The sequence below is a fragment of the Actinomadura atramentaria DSM 43919 genome (assembly GCF_000381885.1).
Taxonomy (GTDB): Bacteria; Actinomycetota; Actinomycetes; order Streptosporangiales; family Streptosporangiaceae; genus Spirillospora; species Spirillospora atramentaria.
This window is the reverse complement of sequence record NZ_KB907221.1, coordinates 153,454-170,359: the sequence shown is the minus strand read 5'-3', so window position 1 is coordinate 170,359 and position 16,906 is coordinate 153,454. Positions and strand designations below refer to the sequence as shown.

General features: G+C 76.7%; 18 protein-coding genes. 10 read left to right on the top strand and 8 right to left on the bottom strand.

From position 1 onward, the window contains the following. The first annotated feature begins 105 nt into the window (after positions 1 to 105). On the top strand, positions 106 to 981 hold the full coding sequence (locus tag G339_RS35455; RefSeq protein WP_019634224.1) for a hypothetical protein: 876 nt from the start codon (positions 106 to 108) through the stop codon (positions 979 to 981). Between the two features lie 38 nt (positions 982 to 1,019). On the opposite strand, the gene G339_RS0127175 is transcribed toward G339_RS35455, so the two are convergent. Then, positions 1,020 to 1,781, bottom strand: coding sequence for a dioxygenase family protein (locus G339_RS0127175; RefSeq protein WP_026341816.1), 762 nt, complete (start codon positions 1,779 to 1,781; stop codon positions 1,020 to 1,022). Between the two features lie 84 nt (positions 1,782 to 1,865). On the opposite strand from G339_RS0127175, the gene G339_RS0127170 reads away from it, so the two are divergent. From G339_RS0127170 to G339_RS0127160, 3 genes are all read left to right on the top strand, one after another. Then, positions 1,866 to 2,387 (top strand): MarR family winged helix-turn-helix transcriptional regulator, encoded by a 522-nt coding sequence (locus G339_RS0127170; protein WP_019634222.1) that lies wholly within the window; start codon positions 1,866 to 1,868, stop codon positions 2,385 to 2,387. Positions 2,388 to 2,470: 83 nt separating this feature from the next. Next, a complete protein-coding gene (locus tag G339_RS0127165; RefSeq protein ID WP_019634221.1) occupies positions 2,471 to 3,025 on the top strand; it encodes a TetR/AcrR family transcriptional regulator in 555 nt (184 codons plus the stop codon). Next, positions 3,015 to 3,827: an amidohydrolase family protein gene (locus tag G339_RS0127160; RefSeq protein WP_026341815.1), complete on the top strand. Its 813-nt coding sequence runs from the start codon at positions 3,015 to 3,017 to the stop codon at positions 3,825 to 3,827. Before G339_RS0127165 ends, G339_RS0127160 begins: the two co-directional genes overlap by 11 nt. A 99-nt stretch (positions 3,828 to 3,926) precedes the next feature. Here the strand turns inward: G339_RS0127160 and G339_RS35450 are convergent, their stop codons facing one another. Beyond that, positions 3,927 to 4,790, bottom strand: a complete 864-nt coding sequence (locus tag G339_RS35450) for an oxygenase MpaB family protein (protein ID WP_033324443.1) — start codon at positions 4,788 to 4,790, stop codon at positions 3,927 to 3,929. A gap of 182 nt (positions 4,791 to 4,972) precedes the next feature. On the opposite strand from G339_RS35450, the gene G339_RS0127150 reads away from it, so the two are divergent. Then, positions 4,973 to 5,938 (top strand): MlaD family protein, encoded by a 966-nt coding sequence (locus G339_RS0127150; RefSeq protein WP_019634218.1) that lies wholly within the window; start codon positions 4,973 to 4,975, stop codon positions 5,936 to 5,938. Here the strand turns inward: G339_RS0127150 and G339_RS0127145 are convergent. The 3 genes from G339_RS0127145 to G339_RS39575 form a co-directional block, all read right to left on the bottom strand. Then, a complete protein-coding gene (locus G339_RS0127145; protein ID WP_019634217.1) occupies positions 5,935 to 6,981 on the bottom strand; it encodes a threonine aldolase family protein in 1,047 nt (348 codons plus the stop codon). The two genes, G339_RS0127150 and G339_RS0127145, sit on opposite strands and share 4 nt — an antisense overlap. A gap of 45 nt (positions 6,982 to 7,026) precedes the next feature. Beyond that, the gene (locus G339_RS0127140) at positions 7,027 to 7,944 is read right to left on the bottom strand and encodes a hypothetical protein (RefSeq protein WP_019634216.1); all 918 of its coding nucleotides are present in this window, start codon (positions 7,942 to 7,944) and stop codon (positions 7,027 to 7,029) included. A gap of 73 nt (positions 7,945 to 8,017) precedes the next feature. Beyond that, a complete protein-coding gene (locus G339_RS39575; RefSeq protein ID WP_169514789.1) occupies positions 8,018 to 8,158 on the bottom strand; it encodes a hypothetical protein in 141 nt (46 codons plus the stop codon). A 228-nt stretch (positions 8,159 to 8,386) separates the two neighbouring features. On the opposite strand from G339_RS39575, the gene G339_RS0127130 reads away from it, so the two are divergent. Continuing rightward, positions 8,387 to 9,886: a helix-turn-helix domain-containing protein gene (locus tag G339_RS0127130; protein WP_019634214.1), complete on the top strand. Its 1,500-nt coding sequence runs from the start codon at positions 8,387 to 8,389 to the stop codon at positions 9,884 to 9,886. Here the strand turns inward: G339_RS0127130 and G339_RS0127125 are convergent. Continuing rightward, on the bottom strand, positions 9,879 to 10,589 hold the full coding sequence (locus G339_RS0127125; RefSeq protein ID WP_019634213.1) for a histidine phosphatase family protein: 711 nt from the start codon (positions 10,587 to 10,589) through the stop codon (positions 9,879 to 9,881). The genes G339_RS0127130 and G339_RS0127125 overlap by 8 nt on opposite strands. Before the next feature lie 57 nt (positions 10,590 to 10,646). Here G339_RS0127125 and G339_RS0127120 point away from each other — a divergent pair, with 57 nt between their 5' ends. Both G339_RS0127120 and G339_RS0127115 read left to right on the top strand, forming a co-directional pair. Further along, entirely contained in the window at positions 10,647 to 11,012 is a 366-nt protein-coding gene (locus G339_RS0127120; protein WP_026341814.1) for a hypothetical protein, read from the top strand. Further along, positions 11,005 to 11,439 carry a hypothetical protein gene (locus G339_RS0127115; RefSeq protein WP_019634211.1) on the top strand — a complete coding sequence of 145 codons (435 nt, stop codon included), beginning with the start codon at positions 11,005 to 11,007 and terminating at the stop codon, positions 11,437 to 11,439. The genes G339_RS0127120 and G339_RS0127115 overlap by 8 nt, the downstream gene beginning before the upstream one ends. Positions 11,440 to 11,546: 107 nt before the next feature. Here the strand turns inward: G339_RS0127115 and G339_RS0127110 are convergent, their stop codons facing one another. Continuing rightward, a complete protein-coding gene (locus G339_RS0127110; protein ID WP_240489912.1) occupies positions 11,547 to 12,152 on the bottom strand; it encodes an NERD domain-containing protein in 606 nt (201 codons plus the stop codon). 470 nt (positions 12,153 to 12,622) lie between these two features. Here G339_RS0127110 and hrpB point away from each other — a divergent pair, with 470 nt between their 5' ends. Further along, positions 12,623 to 15,184 carry an ATP-dependent helicase HrpB gene (hrpB, locus tag G339_RS0127105; RefSeq protein WP_026341813.1) on the top strand — a complete coding sequence of 854 codons (2,562 nt, stop codon included), beginning with the start codon at positions 12,623 to 12,625 and terminating at the stop codon, positions 15,182 to 15,184. 6 nt (positions 15,185 to 15,190) lie between these two features. Here hrpB and G339_RS0127100 read toward each other — a convergent pair whose 3' ends face one another. Next, complete coding sequence (locus G339_RS0127100; RefSeq protein ID WP_019634208.1) at positions 15,191 to 15,892, bottom strand: hypothetical protein; 702 nt, start codon at positions 15,890 to 15,892, stop codon at positions 15,191 to 15,193. A 287-nt stretch (positions 15,893 to 16,179) separates the two neighbouring features. Between G339_RS0127100 and G339_RS0127095 the strand changes: the two genes are divergently transcribed. Next, positions 16,180 to 16,851 (top strand): hypothetical protein, encoded by a 672-nt coding sequence (locus tag G339_RS0127095; protein ID WP_019634207.1) that lies wholly within the window; start codon positions 16,180 to 16,182, stop codon positions 16,849 to 16,851. Positions 16,852 to 16,906 lie beyond the last annotated feature (55 nt).

Here is a 16,906-nt window from a genome sequence, read left to right as displayed (position 1 = left end):
GTTCGTGCAGGTCGGACATGGCGGCGACGTAGGGAAGCCGGTCGAGTTTTCCACAGGCCGATGCGGATTTTCGCGGAGTGCTTCTGGACCGTTCATGGTCGGGGCATGGACGACGGAGAGCTCTTCCCCGAGACGGCCGCCGAACCCCGTGACGCGGTCCGCGAGCGCGCCGAGACGGTGCGGCGTTCGCTGGAGCGCGCCGGAGACGCCGATGCCACGGTCGCGCGCCGCACCGCCGCGTGGATCTGGGGCCTGGACGTGCTGCCGCCCGGCGCCGACCCGCGCGAACCTCCGCTGGAGGTGATCGGCGGCGCGCGGGCCGGTCCGCCCGCGCCGCCCTGGAACGACCCCGAGCGCGTGCCGCTCCCGGCCGGGCACGTCGCCGAACGCGGCGGCGTCCGGCTGACGACCCCCGCGCGGACGGCGCTGGACTGCGCGCGCTGGCTGCCCCGCGCCGACGCGGTCGCCGCGCTCGACCAGTTCCTGCGGCGCGGCGCGACCGTCGCCGGACTGCGCGACCTGGCGCGCCCGCTGGACGGCTACCGCCGCAGCGACCGGCTGCGCGCCGTCCTGCGCGCGGGCGACGCGGGGGCGCAGTCGCCGGGGGAGAGCCGGACGCGCGTGCTGCTCGTCGACGCGGGCCTGCCCGTCCCGGCGACGCAGATCCCCGTCGCCGGGCCGGACGAGCGGTACTGCTACGTCGATCTCGGCTACGAGAGGTTCCGCGTCGGCGTCGAGTACGACGGCGAACGCCATCACACCGGCGCGCGGTCCCGCGCCCACGACGAGCGCCGCCGCCGCTGGCTGCGCGAGGAGGAGGGATGGGAGTTCATCACGGTGACGCGAGAGGTCCGGTACGCCCCGGCCCCCTATGTGGAGGCGGTGGTCACGGCGCTCCTGCGCCGCGGCTGGAATCCCCCGGCCGCCGCCCTCGACCGCGTGGCCGCCCGGCTGGCCCACCTCCGCCGCCGTCCCCGCTGACCGCCCGCTGGACCCGAACTGGGGGAGGGGTGGGGTCGTCAGTCGAACTGGAAGGAGCGTTTGGCCAGGCCGTGCCAGAAGCCGTCGACGGTGGTGCGGGGCGTGGCGGAGGCGTCGGCGGTCGCGCCCAGGGTGACGAAGAGAGGGGCGAAATGTTCTGTGCGGGGGTGGGCCAGGTGGGCGGCGGGGGCCTTGCGGCGGAAATCCAGGACGGCATCGACGTCGCCGCCCGTGACGGCCCGCTCGGTCCACGCGTCGAACTCCGCCGACCACGCGGGCGGCGGCGCGGCCGGGTCCGGGTCCAGGCCGCGCAGGTTGTGGGTGGTGAAGCCGCTGCCCACGATGAGGACGCCCTGGTCGCGCAGCGGCGCGAGCGAGCGGCCGAGCGCGAACAGGCGCTCGGGGTCCAGCGTCGGCATCGACAGTTGCAGGACCGGGACGTCCGCGGCGGGGAACATCTCGACGAGCGGGACGTACGCGCCGTGGTCGAGCCCGCGCGTCTCGTCGCGTCGCAGGCCGGGCACCAGCGCGGCGACCTCGTCGGCGAGGCCGGGCGCGCCCGGCGCGTCGTAGCGCACGCGGTAGTAGTGCTCGGGGAAGCCCCAGAAGTCGTAGACCAGCGGCACCGCGCGGGTCGCGCTCACGGTGGTCGGCGCGTCCTCCCAGTGGGCGGAGACGACCAGGATCGAGGACGGGCGGGGCAGCTCCGCCGACCAGGCCGCCAGTTCGCGCGTCCAGACGGCGTCGTCGGCCAGCGGCGGCGCGCCGTGGCTCAGGTACAGGACCGGCATCGGAGCCATGTCGCCTCCAAAGTTGAGCGTTCAACTATTAGGGTAGGCGATAGAATTTGAACATTCAATCAATGGGGGAGGGCGGCCCGCGCGATGGACGGCGCACGCTGGCTGGACGACGACGAGCAGCGCACCTGGCGCGCCTTCCTGTGGACGTCGCGCCTGCTCAACGAGGCCCTGGACCGGCAGCTCCAGCAGGACGCGGGCATGCCGCACGCCTACTACATGATCCTCGCGATGCTCTCGGAGTCGCCCGGGCGGACGCTCGCGATGTCCGAACTGGCCCGCACGGTGTGCTCGTCGCCGAGCCGCCTGTCGCACGCGGTGAAGCGGCTGGAGGAGCGCGGGTGGGTCCGCCGCGCCAAGCACCCCGAGGACCGCCGCACCACGCTCGCGGAACTGACCGACGAGGGCTTCGCCGTCCTGGCCGCCGCCGCGCCCGGACACGTCGAGGCCGTCCGCCGCCACCTGTTCGACCCGCTGACCCGGGCCGAATCCGCCCACCTGCGCGACCTGCTCTTCACCCTGCTCGCCGGCCTGGCCGACGACCCTAGCGCCCCGGCTCCGCCACAGCCTGAGCGCTCCAGGCGAAGGCGGTCCCCGGAGGAGCCGTGACCCGCCGCGCGAGCGGCGTCGTCGGTGATCTTTCCGGGGGAGGGGGTTGTATCTGGTTCGTCGGGCCAACAGAATAAAATTCTGTGAGTCGGGACGGGATTCTCAGGGCCGCGCTGGAGCTGTTCGCCCGGGACGGTGTCGCGGGGACGCCGCTCGGGCGGTTGCGCGAGGCCGCGGGCGTCAGTCCGGGGGCGTTCTACCACCACTTCTCGGGGCGGCAGCAGGTCGTCGATGCGCTGTTCGTCGAGTGCCTGGGCGTCTACCAGCGCGAGTTCCTGGCCGAGCTGCACGGCTTCGACGGCGTGCGGGCGGCCGTCGAGGGGCTCGTCGCGTTCCATGTCCGGTGGTGCCGGGAGCATCCCGAGCGGGCGCGGTTCCTGTTCACCGAGCGCGCGCCCGCGGGGGACCACGGCCGGGCGTTCTTCCGCGACGTCTTCGCGTGGTGGCGGGAGCGCGTGCGGGACGGGGAGCTGGCGCGGCTCGATCCCGGGCTGGTGTTCGTCGTGTGGCTCGGGCCGGCGCAGGAGCTGTCCCGGCTGTGGCTCGCGGGCGCGGTTCCCGCGCCCGACGACCGGCGCATCGCCGAGCTGGGGGCCGCCGCCTGGCGTGCCCTGGGAGGGAAGAACGATGATCGTTGACGCGTGGATGCAGCACGGGACGCCGAGGTTCCTGCGGCACGAGATGCTGGCGTCCCTGTGGCGCTGGATCGGGCGGCAGCCCCCGGAGGACTCCCCGGTCGAGGACACGCTGCGGGCGATGGACGCGGGCGGCGTGGACGTCGCGCTGATGAGCGCGTGGTACGGCCCCGAGGGCGACCTGGTGAGCAACGACGAGGTCGCGGACTTCGTCGCGGTCGCGCCCGACCGGTTCGCGGGGATCGCCTCGGTGGACCTGCGCCGTCCGATGGAGGCCGTCCGCGAGCTGCGCCGGTGCGTCCGCGACCTGGGGTTCCGCGGCCTGCGGGTCGTCCCGTGGCTGTGGGAGCGGCCGCCGACGGACCGCCTGTACTACCCGCTGTACGCCGAGTGCGTGGAGCTGGGCGTCCCGTTCTGCACGCAGGTCGGGCACACCGGGCCGCTCAGGCCGAGCGAGACGGGCCGCCCGATCCCGTACCTCGACCAGGTCGCGCTGGACTTCCCGGAACTCGTCATCGTGGGCGGCCACATCGGCTACCCGTGGACGGAGGAGATGGTCGCGGTCTGCCGCAAGCACCCGAACGTCTACATCGACACCTCGGCGTACACGGTGCGCCGCTACCCGCCCGAACTCGTCCGCTACCTGAACGACCCGCGCCACAAGGTGATGTTCGGAACGAACTACCCGATGATCGCCCCGGAACGGGCCCTGCGCGGCCTCGACGCCCTGGACCTGCCGGACGAGCAGAAGCAGGCGTTCCTCAGCGGCAACGCCACCCGCGTCTTCCTGGAACGGACGAAATGATCTACAACGTAAAGGCGCCAGCCGATTAACCAAACAACCAGCCGGGCCACAGGGGCCGCGGGGGGGCGTAGGGGGTCGCCCCCTACAAGCGCCACCCCCTCACGCCGCCGGGCGGTAGCGCCCCTCGCGCGTGTGCGCTCCGATGTAGCGCAGCATGCGTTGCAGCGCCCAGCGGTTGAGGCCGCTCGGCACCATCCGGTAGCCCTGCCGGTTCGCGAGGGCGAGGGCGCGGAAGGCCGTCTCGTCGAGCGGCCCCCAGGGGATCGCGAAGCGCAGCCGGACGATCGGCGGCAGGCAGCCGAACGTGACGAGGCGCAGCGGCCGTTCGGCGACGAGGCGGCCCGCCCGGTCGGCGCGCGGTCCGCCGACGGGCAGCAGCGTCAGCGTGTCGGAACCGTGCCGGGCGATGTCGAGGGCGCGGGCGGCCGCCGGGGTCAGTTCGAGTTCCTCGGCGCAGACGTGCCAGAACTTCGACTGGAACGCCGCGTAGTCCGGCGGCACGGGCCGCATGCTGACGCCGTACCGCGAGTACCAGGTGACGGTCTCGGCGTACAGCGCCTCCAGTTCCTCGGCGCGCAGCGTCGCGGGGTGGAACAGCTCGGCGGCCTTGAAGATCTCCCAGGTGAACGTCGCGTGCGCCCACCAGAACGTCTCGGGCGTGAGTGCGTGGTAGCGCCGCCCCAGCTCGTCCGCGCCGCCGATCGAGCGGTGCAGGTCGCGGACGGCGCGGGCGCGGTCGGCGCCGTCGGGGGCGAGGATCGTCGCCCAGATCTGCGGGACGGACCGGTGGATCCGGTCGAACGGCGCGTCGAAGAACGCCGAGTGCTCGCCGACGCCCGCGCCGATGGCGGGGTGCATGAGCTGGAGCAGCCCGGCGGCCGCGCCGGGGAGGAGGGACCGCACGTCGGCCGCGTACCTCCGCAGCAGGCTGTCTGGGCCGAGGGGGCGGGACGGAGGGGGCATCGAAACCTCCGGGCGACGGTTCCCTTCCGAGCGTAACCCGTTTGAGACGCGAGTCAATATCTGTCTCATTTCCAGTCTTGTCACCTGGCACGGTGTGACGGCGCTCACTTTCCTGCCCCGTCTTCGTAGCCCGCCCGGCGCGGGATCGGATGCAATGGCGGCCCCACCCCGCGGGAGACCCCATGCACACCTCGCGCACCCCGGCGCTCGTCGGCGTCACGACGCTCGTCCTGGTCGCCGCGCTGCTCGGCTGGCTCGCCCGCCCGCACCACGACGGGCGCCGCTACCGCGCCGTGTTCGACCGCGCCGGTCAGGGCCTGGACGCGGGCCGCTCCGACGTCAAGGTGCGCGGCGTCGCGGTCGGCCGCGTCGAGAGCGTGCGGCTCCTGCCGGACGGCCGCGTCGCCGTGCGGTTCCGCGCGACGGTCGCGGTCCCGGCGTCGGCCCGCGCGTCGATCGAGCCGGTGTCGGTGTTCGGCCCGAAGGACCTCGTCCTGGACCTCGGCTCCGGCCCGGCGCTGCCGGAGGGCGCGACGGTCGCGGCGGCCGGTCCGCCGCTCGAACCGGCCGACATCGCGGACCCGGCGTACGAACTGACCCGCGCGATCGACCCCGACGACGTCGCGGCGGTCCTGCACGCGCTGTCCGCCGGGCTGTCCGGCGAGGGCCCGGCGCTGCGCCGCGCCCTCGACCACGGCGCGGCGGTCGTGGCCGCGACGGACCGCCGCCGCGACGACCTGGCCGCGATCGTCGGGGACCTCGCGGACGTCGGCGCGACGCTGGGGGAGCGCGGCGCGCGCATCACCGGCGCGGTCGGCGACCTGGACCGGCTCGCCCCCGTCGTCCACGGCCGCCCCGACCGGGTGTCGGCGCTGCTGGACGAGGCCGCGCGGTTCGCGGCGACGACCGCCGGGACGCTGGACCGCCAGGGCGGACACCTCGGCTCGATCATCGACTCGGCCGCGCCCGCGGTCGGCGTGCTCGCCGCGCAGGCCCCGCGCATCGGCCGCCTCATCGACGTGCTCGACGGCTTCTTCCACGGCCTCGCGTCGATGATCAACACGCCGGGCCCGAGCGGCACGCTGCTCGGGCAGGGCCTGAACACGCTGTCCCTGGACCCGTGCTCGATCTTCATCGACGTCTGCTAGCCGGCGGCGGCCGCCCTGACGGCCGCGGCGAACGCGTCCACCTCGTCGGGCGTCGTGTCGAACGCGCACATCCAGCGGACCTCGCCCGTCGCCGCGTCCCACGGATGGAACGCGTACCGCTCGCGGAGCCGCCGCGCGGCGTCCGGCGGCAGCACCGCGAAGACGCCGTTGGCCTGCACGGGCCGCGTGATCCGCACGCCGGGGACGGACCGGACCGCGTCCGCCAGGCGGCGCGCCATCGCGTTCGCGTGCCGGGCGTTGCGCAGCCACAGGTCGCCGTCGAACAGCGCGACGAGCTGCGCCGACACGAACCGCATCTTGGAGGCGAGCTGCAGGTCCATCTTGCGGACGTACTCGATGCCGCGCACCGCGCCCGGGTCCAGCACGACGACGGCCTCACCGAGCATCGCGCCGTTCTTGGTGCCGCCGAGCGACAGGACGTCCACGCCCGCGTCGGCGGTGAACGCGCGGGCCGGGACGCCGAGGGACGCGGCCGCGTTGGCGAGCCGCGCGCCGTCCATGTGCAGCAGCAGCCCGCGCCCGTGCGCGTACTCGGCGAGCGCGGCGACCTCGGCGGGCGTGTAGACGGTGCCGAGTTCGGTGGCCTGCGTGATCGTGATGACGCGCGGCTGCGCGTGGTGCGGGTCGCCGAACCCGGTCACGAGCGGGTCGACCAGCTCGGGGGTGAGCTTGCCGTCCGGCGCGGCGACGGGGAGGAGCTTCAGCCCGGCGACGCGTTCGGCGGCCCCGCACTCGTCCACGTGGACGTGCGAGGTCGCGGTGCAGATCGCCGCGCTCCACGGATCGGCCATCGCCTGGAGGCCGACGACGTTCGCACCGGTGCCGTTGAACACCGGGTAGGCACGGGCGGTGTCGCCGAAGTGCCGCCGCACGACCGCGCCGAGCCGTTCCGTCCACGGGTCGGCCCCGTAGGCGGCGGCGCGGCCGGGCGCGGCGGCGGTGAGCGCGGCGAGGACGTCGGGGTGGACGCCCGCGTGGTTGTCGCTGGCGAAGCCCTGGTGGACGGCGGTCGGGTCGGTCACGGACGTCAGCCCTATCACGGCCCGCGCGCCGCCCGGCGCGGCGGGTCAGCCGCCCGCGGGCTCGGCGGCGCGCGGCGCGGGGACGGGCCCCGCGACGGGACGCCGGACGGGCTCGCCGCCCGACGCGGCCACGGCGGGCGCGTGCCCCGGCGCACGTCCGGGTTCGGCGCCCGCCGTCGCGCCGTTCTGCGCCTGTCCCGGGAGCGCTGCCGCAGGCGACGGCGCGCGTCCGGTCTCGGCGCCTGCGGTCGCGCCGTTCTGGGGGTGCCCCGGGAGCGTTGCCGCAGGTGACGGGGCGCGTCCGGTCTCGGCGCCCGCCGTCGCGCCGTTCTTGGGGTGTGCCGGTGCGCGTCCGGGTTCGGCGCCGGCCGTCGCGCCGTTCTGGGCGCGGCTCGGAAGGGTCGCCGCCGGTGACGGGGGGTGTCCGGCCTCCCCGGCGGTGCCCGCCCCCTGCCCGGCGTCGGCGGTCGCCTCCAGGCGCGTCCGCAGCCGGTCGAGGTCGTCGCCGAGCCGCGCGACGGTGGCCTGCACCTCGCGCCACAGCCCGGCGCGCTGTTCGAGCGCCGCGACGCGCCCGCGCACGTCCCCGACGCGCCGGTCGAGCCCGTCCAGCGCGGACTGGTGGCCCGCGCGGTCCTTCCCGGCGCGGATCAGCCCGGTGGCGAGCGCGGCGACGTCGCGCTCGGCGTCGTCCATGCGCTCGTCGATGCGCGGCAGCAGCCGCTGGTTGACGTCCGCGACGAGCGCGTCGAGGTCGGCGCGGAGCGCCCGCAGCCCGGCGTCCTGCCGCCCGAGCGCGGATTCGAGCCGGTCGAGCCGGTCGCCGTGGGCGGCGGTGAGCCGCAGCGCGTCCGCGCCGGGGCCGTGTTCTCGGGTCAGCCGGTCGAGCAGGCCGAGGCCGTCGCGCACGCGGCGCCCGGCCTCGTCGGCGACCCTGCGGACCAGTCCCGAGAACACGGCCATGACGCTCCTTCGCAGCGAGATCGTGACGTGGGAGATGCCCTCCTCAACTCTAGGCGAATGGTGAGGAAACAGGTCATGAACGGCGCGTGTCACCGGGTCGCGGCGGCGGCTTGCAGACGCACAGCCCGTGCAGCGTGATGAGCCGCGCCCGTTCGGCCGTGTAGTCGTCGCGGCTCAGCGCCGGGCGCACCCGGTTACAGCTCAGGCACAACATGGTCGCCCTCCCCTAAGCGATGCCGCCGCTTCGGACGTCTCCCCTCCCGGGACGCGCGAAGCGGCTGCACACGCACGGTAGGCGCGCGGACGTTGCACGCACGTTGCGTTCGCGTCCTCACGGCCGGTGGCAAAGAGCAGGTAGATCGGTTGTGCGGAACCGGTTGCGCGCCGCGGGACCGCGCCCGATGCTCGGACGGGACGGACGTCCGGCGCACCTGGGGGGAACATGCGGCGAGTCGGGGGCGCGGCCGGGTCCGCCGGGCACGAGTCCGCCCAGCACGAGTTCGCCGAACACGGGCACGCGGACCCGCCCGGCGCGCCGCGCGGGACCGGCGTGCGCCCGGCCATCGCCGCGTCGTGGCGCCGGTCGCGGCGCAGCGGCGTGGACGCGGCGGCCGAGCACGCGCCGCCCGTCCTCAGCCGCGCGCAGGTCGCGGCGGCGCGCGCCGGGCACCCGCTCGCCGCGCACCTGGCGATGGCGCGCGAGCTGCTGCGCGGGTCGGCGGGGGAGACGGGCCAGCTCATGGTCGTCACCGACGGCGACGGGACGGTGCTGTGGGCCGAGGGCCCGCCCGCGCTGCGCCGCGACGGCGAGGCGGTGGGCCTGGCGGAGGGCTTCGGCTGGTCGGAGCCGTCGATCGGGACGAACGGCATCGGCACCGCGCTGGCGTCCGGCGGCCCCGAGTACGTGTTCGCCGAGGAGCACGCCGTGCGCGTCCTGCACCGCTGGTCGTGCGCGGCCGCGCCGGTCACCGACCCCGACAGCGGCGCGGTCGTCGGCTGCCTGGACCTCAGCGACACCGCCGGGCGGCTCGACCCGGCGGCGGTGCGGCTCGTCGCCGCCGTGGCGCGGCTCGCCGAGACCGGGCTGGCCGCCGAGATGCGGGCCAGGGACGCGCGGCTGCGCGACGTCTACGGCCGCCACCTGCGCGCGCTGCGCGGCGAGCCCGGCCTGCTGGTGACGCCGACCGGCCGCGTCCTGGCGGCCGAACCGGCCGGGAGCGACCGCTGGCGCGGCCGCCGCATCGCCGCGCCCGCGCCCGGCGCGTGGGTGGAGCTGCCGGACGGGAGCCGCGCGCTCGCCGAACCGGTCGGGGAGGTGTTCCTGCTGCGCCCGGCCGCGCGCGGCCCCCGCGCGGACCGGCCGCTGCTGTCGCTGGCGCTGCTCGGCACCGAGCGCCCCACGGCGCGACTGGACGGGCGGCGCATCCCGCTGTCGCAGCGGCACGCCGAGATCCTGGCGCTGCTGGCCCTGCACCCGCGCGGCCTGAGCGGCGACCGCCTCGCGCAGTGCCTGTACGGGGAGGCGGGCAGCGCGGTGACGGTCCGCGTGGAGGTCCACCGGCTGCGCGGCCTGCTCGGCGGGCTGCTGGGCGCGCGGCCGTACCGGCTGGAGTGCGCGGTCGACGCCGACGTCCTGGCGGTGCGGCGGCTGCTGGACGCCGGGGACCTCACCGGCGCGGCCCGCCTGTACGCGGGGGAGCTGCTGCCCGCCTCCGACGCGCCCGCCGTCCGGGAGGAGCGCGACGAGCTGGCGGTCCGGCTGCGCGGGCTGCTGCTGCGGCGCGGCACGGCCGAGGCGCTGTGGACGTACGCGCGCCGGGCGGGCGTCGGCGACGCGGAGGTCCTGGCGCGGCTGGCGGCGCTGCTGCCGCCGGGCGACCCGCGCGGCGCGGCGGTCGCGGCGCTCGCGGGCCGGTTCGCGGGGCCGCGCGGGGTCAGGTGACGGGCTGGCCGAGCCCGTCCAGGTGCGCGCAGTCGTTGTAGCAGACCGGGCGCAGCCGGCCGTCCGCGCGGTGCCAGCGGCTGATCGAGGCGTTCTCGACGGGCGTCCGCTCGATGTCCAGGACGTCGGCCTCGGTGAGTCCCTCGACGACGTAGCGGCTGGTCACGATGATCGCGTCGTGGGCGACGACGAGGACGCGCGCGTCCGGCAGGTCCAGCGACAGGTCGCGGTAGAAGCTGCGCAGCCGCAGGATCAGGTCGGCCCAGCACTCGCCGCCGGGCGCGCGGTAGTAGAACTTGCCGAGCCGCCGCAGCCGCGCGGCCTCCTCGGGGTACCGGCGGCGGACGCCGAGCGGGGTGAGCCCCTCGAAGGCGCCCTGGTCGCGGTCGCGCAGGCGCTCGTCCACGCGGACGTCCAGCGGCCAGCCGGCCTCGTCGAGGGCGATCCGCAGGGTGTCGCGGGCGCGCAGGTACGGGGACACGAACGCGATGTCGGGCCGCTCGCCGGCGGGCAGCGCGGCGAGCCGCTCGCCGAGCCGGGCCGCCTGGGCGCGGCCCGCGGCCGACAGGGGGATGTCGGCGTCGCGTTCGGCGACGCCGCTCTCCTCGGCGCCCGCGGCCTCGGCGGCGCGGTGGGCGACGTTCCCGGTGCTCTCGCCGTGGCGGGCGAGGATGAGCCACTCCAGCGCGTTCACGCCCCACATGCTGCCATGCCGGGCCGGTCCGGCGTCCTCTACAGCCGGTAGTAGTCTTCGGGTCCTATGTCGAACGTCCTTTCCGCGGTGGTGATCGTCGCGGCGCTGCTCGCCGCCGCGTTCAGCGCCGTCACCGCGCTGCGCGACCGGCCGATGGGCTGGGGCGATCTCGCCGGGCTCGGCGTGCTGGAGGTCCTGCTCGTCGCGCAGGCGGTGGTGGGATTCGTGAAGCTGGCGGGCGACGGCGGTCCGCACAGCCCGGCGACGTTCATCGGGTATCTGGTGGCCGCGCCGATCCTGCCGCTGGCGGGCGCGGGCTGGGGCCTGATGGAGCGCACCCGCTGGGGTCCGGGCGTGATCGTGGTGGCCGGGCTCGCGGTCGCGGTGATGGTGGTGCGGATGCGGCAGATCTGGGACGGCACGGGTGGCTGAGCGGGAGCGGACCGGCGGCGGTCCGGGGCGGCTGCTGGTCGCGGTGTACGCGGTGTTCGCGCTGGCGGCGGGCGCGCGGGCGGCGGTGCAGATCGCGACGAAGTTCGACGAGGCGCGGCTGGCGTACCTGCTGTCGGCGGTCGCGGCGGTGGTGTACGTCCTCGCGACGGTCGCGCTGGCGGTCGGCGGCCGGGTGACGCGGCGGATCGCGGTGGCGGCCTGCTCGGTGGAGCTGGCCGGGGTGCTGGTCGTCGGTTCGCTGAGCCTGGCCGACCCCGCCGCCTTCCCGGACGCGACCGTGTGGTCGGGCTACGGCCGCGGCTACGGGTTCGTGCCGCTGGTGCTGCCGATCGCCGGCCTCTACTGGCTGTGGCGCACCGCCCGGTCGGACAGGGGCCGGGTGGTCCGGCCGGACGGGGACGGCTGAGGCGGCGCTGCGGCGGCGGGGTCGGATTTCCGGGGGCGCCCGCTCGGGACGGACCGGGAACTCCCGGAGACCGTGGCCCGGACGCGCGGTCCGGGCGGCCGGGCGGCTCAGGTGGAGGTCATCGTGCGGCCTCCGATCGGCAGGACGTGGACGCCCGCGCGGACGATCTCCTCGATCCGCTCGGGCGAGAACTCGGCGGTGGGGTGCTTGGCGATCCACCGCACCAGTTTCAGCGGCGGCGCGAACACGATGTCGTCCGCGACCAGCGGCGCGCCCTTGACGCGGCCGCCGTGGACGGCCAGCACCGGCGTGACGGCGATGTCGGTCCCGGTGCGCTCCGACAGCAGCCGGGCGGTCTCGGACGCGGCCCCGTGCAGCCCGCCGACCAGCTTCGACGGAGTGCGGCCGTCGATGAAGACCTTGCCGCCGAACGAGGCGATCTCGGTATCGGGGTGCCAGGCGTCGTTCTGGACGAGCCACACGCCGCCGGGCCCGACGAGGAGCTGGTCGGCGGTGCCGTGCCCGGGGACCACCCGGCCGTGCAGGACGCGGTGGCCGCGCCGCTCCAGCGTGTACCGCAGCAGCCGCGTCATGTTCTGGTCGCCGCGCAGCCCGCGCCGCCACACGCTGGAGGTGCGATAGCCGTACCAGTGGGTCGTGAAGTCGAAAATCGCGAACGCGGCGGCCGCGACGACGCCGAAAAGGGGGTTCACGAGGACCCAGCACAACACGAGCGTCAGCGCGCTGCGAATTACGCGCCTGCGGACGCGGCGCTTTCGGCCGCGCTGCCAGAGCTCCGCGTACACGGCCTGCGGGGTGCCTCCGGTGAAGGCGGGCCTGTCCCTGAGATAGATGGAGCTTCCGAACATCGTCCGACCTCTCGCTCACCTGACCGACGGCGACGATTATGGCAATGCCCGCGACATTGCCTCTCTCTCGGATGGTGAGGCAACTCAGACGAAAAAGCAACCGGTCATCGCGGGCATATCCGCATGAGGATGGGCCAGGTGGAAGTTCTCTCGCCTGGTCGGCCCGGATGTGCAGGTTCTGCGGCGGATGATCGACGGGGTAAATCGAAAGGCGCGGTGCAATTATCACCGCAACCCTCTCGCCGCCTTTCGCGCGTGGTATTTGTCACAGTCGGCCCGCGGCGGGCGGGCGGCGCGGACGGCAGACTGGGGAGGTGCAGCCCGACCAGCTACCCGTCCGCGCGGTGGTCCCCGAGCTGCGGGCCGCGCTGGCGGGGCCGGGCGCGGCGGTCCTCGTCGCGCCGCCCGGCACCGGGAAGACCACCTACGCGCCGCTCGCGCTCGCCGGGCTGACCGGCGACGGCCCGCCGCCCGCCCCCGGCGCGGTGGTCGTCCTGGAACCGCGCCGCCTCGCGGCCCGCGCCGCCGCCCGGCGGATGGCGTGGCTGCTGGGCGAGCGGCCCGGCGGGCGGGTCGGCGTCACCGTCCGGGGCGAGCACCGGCCCGGCACGCACGTGCGGGTCGTCACGACCGGGGTGCTGCTGCGCGCGCTCCAGGACGACCCCGAGCTGCCCGGCGTCGGCACGGTCATCCTGGACGAGTGCCACGAGCGGCACCTGGACGCCGACGCCGCGCTGGCGTTCCTGCTCGACGTGCGCGCCGCGCTGCGCCCGGACCTGCGGCTCGTCGCCGCGTCCGCCACCGCCGACGCCGACCCGTGGGCGCGGCTGCTCGGGTCCGGCGGCGCGCCCGCGCCGGTCGTGGCGACGCCCGCCGCCGCGCACCCGGTGGAGGTGGTGTGGGCGCCGCCGGAGCGGCCCGTCGCGCCGCCGCACGGGACGCGCGTCGATCCGGCGCTGCTCGCGCACGTCGCCGCGACCGTCCGCCGGGCGCTCGCCGAACGCGACGGCGACGTGCTGTGCTTCCTGCCCGGCGCGGGCGAGATCGCGCGCGTCGCCGGGCTGCTCTCCGGCGTCCCCGCCGACGTCCTGGGCGTCCACGGCGGCGCGCCCGCCGCCGTGCAGGACGCCGTGCTGGCGGCGGGGGAGCGGCGGCGCGTCGTGCTGGCCACCTCGGTCGCGGAGTCGAGCCTGACCGTGCCCGGCGTCCGCGTCGTGGTGGACGCCGGACTCGCCCGCGAGCCCCGCACCGACCACGCGCGCGGGCTCGGGGCGCTGACGACCGTCCGCGCGTCGCGGGCGGCGGCCGAACAGCGCGCGGGCCGCGCCGGACGCGAGGCGCCCGGCGCGGTGTACCGGTGCTGGACCGAGGCCGAGCACGCCCGGCTGCCCGCCCGGCCCAGCCCGGAGATCGCCGTCGCCGACCTCACCGCGTTCGCGCTCCAGGCCGCGTGCTGGGGCGACCCGGACGCCGCCGGGCTCGCGCTGCCCGACCCGCCGCCGCCCGCCGCGCTGGCCGCCGCCCGCGCCACCCTCGCCGCCCTCGGCGCGACCGGCCCGGACGGGCGCGCCGCCGACCGGGGCCGCGCGCTGGCGCGGCTCGGCGTCCACCCCCGGCTGGCGCGGGCCGCGCTGGACGGCGCGCCGCTGGTCGGGACGCGCACCGCCGCCGAGATCGTCGCGCTGCTGGCCGAGCCGCCGCCGCCCGGCGCGGGCGACGACCTCACCGCCGTCTGGCGGCGGCTGCGCGCGGGCTCGGGGAAGGACGCGCACGCCGCGCGCTGGCGGGACGAGGCGCGGCGGCTGGAGCGGTCCCTGCCCCGCGTCCCGCCGCCCGGCCCGGGGTCGACCGGCTCAGCGTCGACCGGCTCAGCGTCGACCGGCTCAGCGTCGAGCGGCCCGGCGCTCTCGGCGGACGCCGCCGCCGGTCTCGTCGTCGCGCTGGCGTTCCCCGAGCGCGTCGCGCGCCGCCGCGACGGCGGCGCGTACCTGATGGCGTCCGGCACCGGCGCGGCGTTCGCCCCCGGCTCGGCGCTGGCGGCGGCCCGGCCGGACTGGCTCGCCGTCGCCGTCGCGGACCGGCCCGCCGGGGCGGCCTCGGCGCGCGTCCGGCTGGCCGTCGCGATCGACGCGGCGACCGCCGAGCGCGCCGCCGCGCCGCTGCTGGCGACCGAGGACGAGGTCGTCTGGCGGGACGGCGACGTCGTCGCGCGCCGCGTCGACCGCCTCGGCGCGATCGAGCGCGCCGCGCGCCCGCTGCCCGACCCGCCCGCCGACCGGGTCGCCGCCGCGCTCGCGGACGGCCTCGCCGCCGAGGGCGCGGCCCTGCTCGACTGGACGCCCGCCGCCCGCGCGCTCCGCGAGCGCCTGGCGTTCCTGCGGGACGCGTGCGGCGACCCGTGGCCCGACGTCGGCGACGCCGCGCTCGCCGGGCACGCCGCCGCGTGGGCGACGGCGGCGGGCGCGCGCCGCCGCGCCGACCTGCGCCGCGTCGACGTCGCGGCGGCGCTGCGCGGCCTGCTGCCGTGGGAGTGCGCGGCGCGGCTGGACGAGTGGGCGCCCGAGCGCGTCCAGGTCCCGTCCGGGTCACGGATCAGGGTGGACTACTCCGGCGACCGGCCCGTCCTGGCCGTCAAACTCCAGGAGCTGTTCGGCTGGGACGCCGCGCCCGCGCTCGCGGGCGGCCGGACGCCGCTGGTGGTCCCCCTGCTGTCCCCGGCGGGGCGGCCCGCCGCCGTCACCGCCGACCTCGGCGCGTTCTGGCGGGAGGGCTACCGGGCGGTCCGCGCCGACCTGCGCGGCCGGTACCCGCGCCACCCCTGGCCGGAGGACCCGGCGAGCGAGCCGCCGACGGCCCGCGCGAAGCGGCGGAGCTGACGCCGGTCAGGCGTCCGGCAGCGCGGCGGCGCGGTGCCGCGCGACGGCGAGCGCCGGATAGCAGTCGGCGGGGAACGGCCCGTCCCCGTCCAGGACGGCGCGGAGGCGGCGGCCCACCTCGGCCGCCGAATACGGCTGGACGACGCACAGTTCCGCCTGCACGGCCTGCCGCGCCGCGTTCATCAGCGCGGGCACGTCCCCGACGACGACGATCTCGGCGGGCGCGTCGCCGTACCCGAGCCGGACCGCCAGCGCGTGCGGCGCGCCGCCGCCCGCGTACCGGAACTCGCAGACCAGGCGGTCGCCGTCCAGCGGCCCCTCCTGGATCAGCCAGACCGTGCCGGGCGTGACGCGGCCGAGGTCCGCCGCCCAGTCGGGGACGGGGACGTCCGGCAGCGACGCGGCCGCCTTCCCGGCGGCCCTGCGGCCCTCGACGGGGCCGATCGCGGCGAGCGCGAGCAGGAACACCCGCGCCCCGGACGTCCCGGCCGCGCGCAGCACGGTGATCAGGTCGCCCAGCGCCGCGCGGCGGCCCGCCGCGTGCGGCGCGGCGGCCTCCAGCGCGCCGAGCCGCTCGGACACCGCGACCTCCGCCTGGAGGACGCCGGGCAGCGCGGGCAGGCGCTCGGCCTCGCGGGCGTAGGCGGCGTAGACGTCGCGCAGGGCGGGCAGCGTCAGCCGGGGCGAGGAAGATCGGGTCGCGCTCACACCCCCAGGTTAGGCGGTGTCGCGCCCGGTCACGGACGCGCGGCCCGCCGTGACGGCGCGGTGACGCGCCGGAAAAGCCGCTTACTTGTTCGCGAGATTCTGCTTACCTAGGGGGCGGAACGATGCCGCGCCGCGTCCGACCCCCGCGCACGAGGAGGACGGAGAGGAGACGGGAGCCTCCCGGGACCGGCGTTCCGTCACGGGCAACACTCGTTCCGGCGGTGGGGCGAATGAGGGCACACGGCCCGCCTTGCCCCGAGACGGAGAGGCGAACGGGAGTGAGGGACATGCGACCGCTCGACGACGATTCACTGCTCTACCGGTTGCTGATGGCCGTGGACATCCAGGGGTTCAGCAAGCGGAGCGTCAGCGAGCAGACCCACGCGCAGCGCCAGCTCGGCGCGGCGCTGGAGAGCGCGGCGACCGGGACCGGCCTCGACCGCGCGTCCTGGGAGAAGCAGGCCGGCGGCGACGGCGAGCTGGCGACGCTGCCCGAGGGCGTCTCGCCGGAGTCCGTCGCGGGCGATTTCGTGATCGCGTTCGCGGGCGCGGTGGCCGCGCTGAACGCCGAGCGCGGCGGCGCCCCCCGGCTGCGCGTCCGGCTCGCCCTGCACCACGGCACGATGACGCCGGCGGGGCCGTTCGGCCCGGCGGGGAACGCGCCGATCGTCGTGCAGCGCCTGCTGGACTCGGCGGGGCTGCGCCGCACGCTCGACGACGACGCCGCGCGCGACGTCGCGTACGTGGTGTCGGACTCGCTGTTCGACGACGTCATCCGCACCGGGTTCTGCGCGCTGCCGCCCGCGGCGTTCCGCAAGATCCGCGTGACGGCCAAGGGCGCGGTGTTCCACGGCCACGTGATGACCGGGCCGTTCGAGCGGCCCGGGGCCGACGCGCCGCCGGGCCCGCCCGTCCCGCCCGCGCGCGTCCCCGGCCTCGCGGCGCTCACCGGCCGCTGACCGGCCGCCTACGCGGCGGGGAAAGCGTGCGGGGGCGGGAGCACCCGGACGTGCT

Bases quoted from the DNA above. Each gene is read 5' to 3' on its own strand.
- G339_RS35455 (WP_019634224.1), top strand. From the start codon at position 106: ATGGACGACGGAGAGCTCTTCCCCGAGACGGCCGCCGAACCCCGTGAC.
- G339_RS0127175 (WP_026341816.1), bottom strand. From the start codon at position 1,781: ATGGCTCCGATGCCGGTCCTGTACCTGAGCCACGGCGCGCCGCCGCTG.
- G339_RS0127170 (WP_019634222.1), top strand. From the start codon at position 1,866: ATGGACGGCGCACGCTGGCTGGACGACGACGAGCAGCGCACCTGGCGC.
- G339_RS0127160 (WP_026341815.1), top strand. From the start codon at position 3,015: ATGATCGTTGACGCGTGGATGCAGCACGGGACGCCGAGGTTCCTGCGG.
- G339_RS35450 (WP_033324443.1), bottom strand. From the start codon at position 4,790: ATGCCCCCTCCGTCCCGCCCCCTCGGCCCAGACAGCCTGCTGCGGAGG.
- G339_RS0127150 (WP_019634218.1), top strand. From the start codon at position 4,973: ATGCACACCTCGCGCACCCCGGCGCTCGTCGGCGTCACGACGCTCGTC.
- G339_RS0127140 (WP_019634216.1), bottom strand. From the start codon at position 7,944: ATGGCCGTGTTCTCGGGACTGGTCCGCAGGGTCGCCGACGAGGCCGGG.
- G339_RS39575 (WP_169514789.1), bottom strand. From the start codon at position 8,158: ATGTTGTGCCTGAGCTGTAACCGGGTGCGCCCGGCGCTGAGCCGCGAC.
- G339_RS0127130 (WP_019634214.1), top strand. From the start codon at position 8,387: ATGCGGCGAGTCGGGGGCGCGGCCGGGTCCGCCGGGCACGAGTCCGCC.
- G339_RS0127125 (WP_019634213.1), bottom strand. From the start codon at position 10,589: ATGTGGGGCGTGAACGCGCTGGAGTGGCTCATCCTCGCCCGCCACGGC.
- G339_RS0127120 (WP_026341814.1), top strand. From the start codon at position 10,647: ATGTCGAACGTCCTTTCCGCGGTGGTGATCGTCGCGGCGCTGCTCGCC.
- G339_RS0127095 (WP_019634207.1), top strand. From the start codon at position 16,180: ATGCGACCGCTCGACGACGATTCACTGCTCTACCGGTTGCTGATGGCC.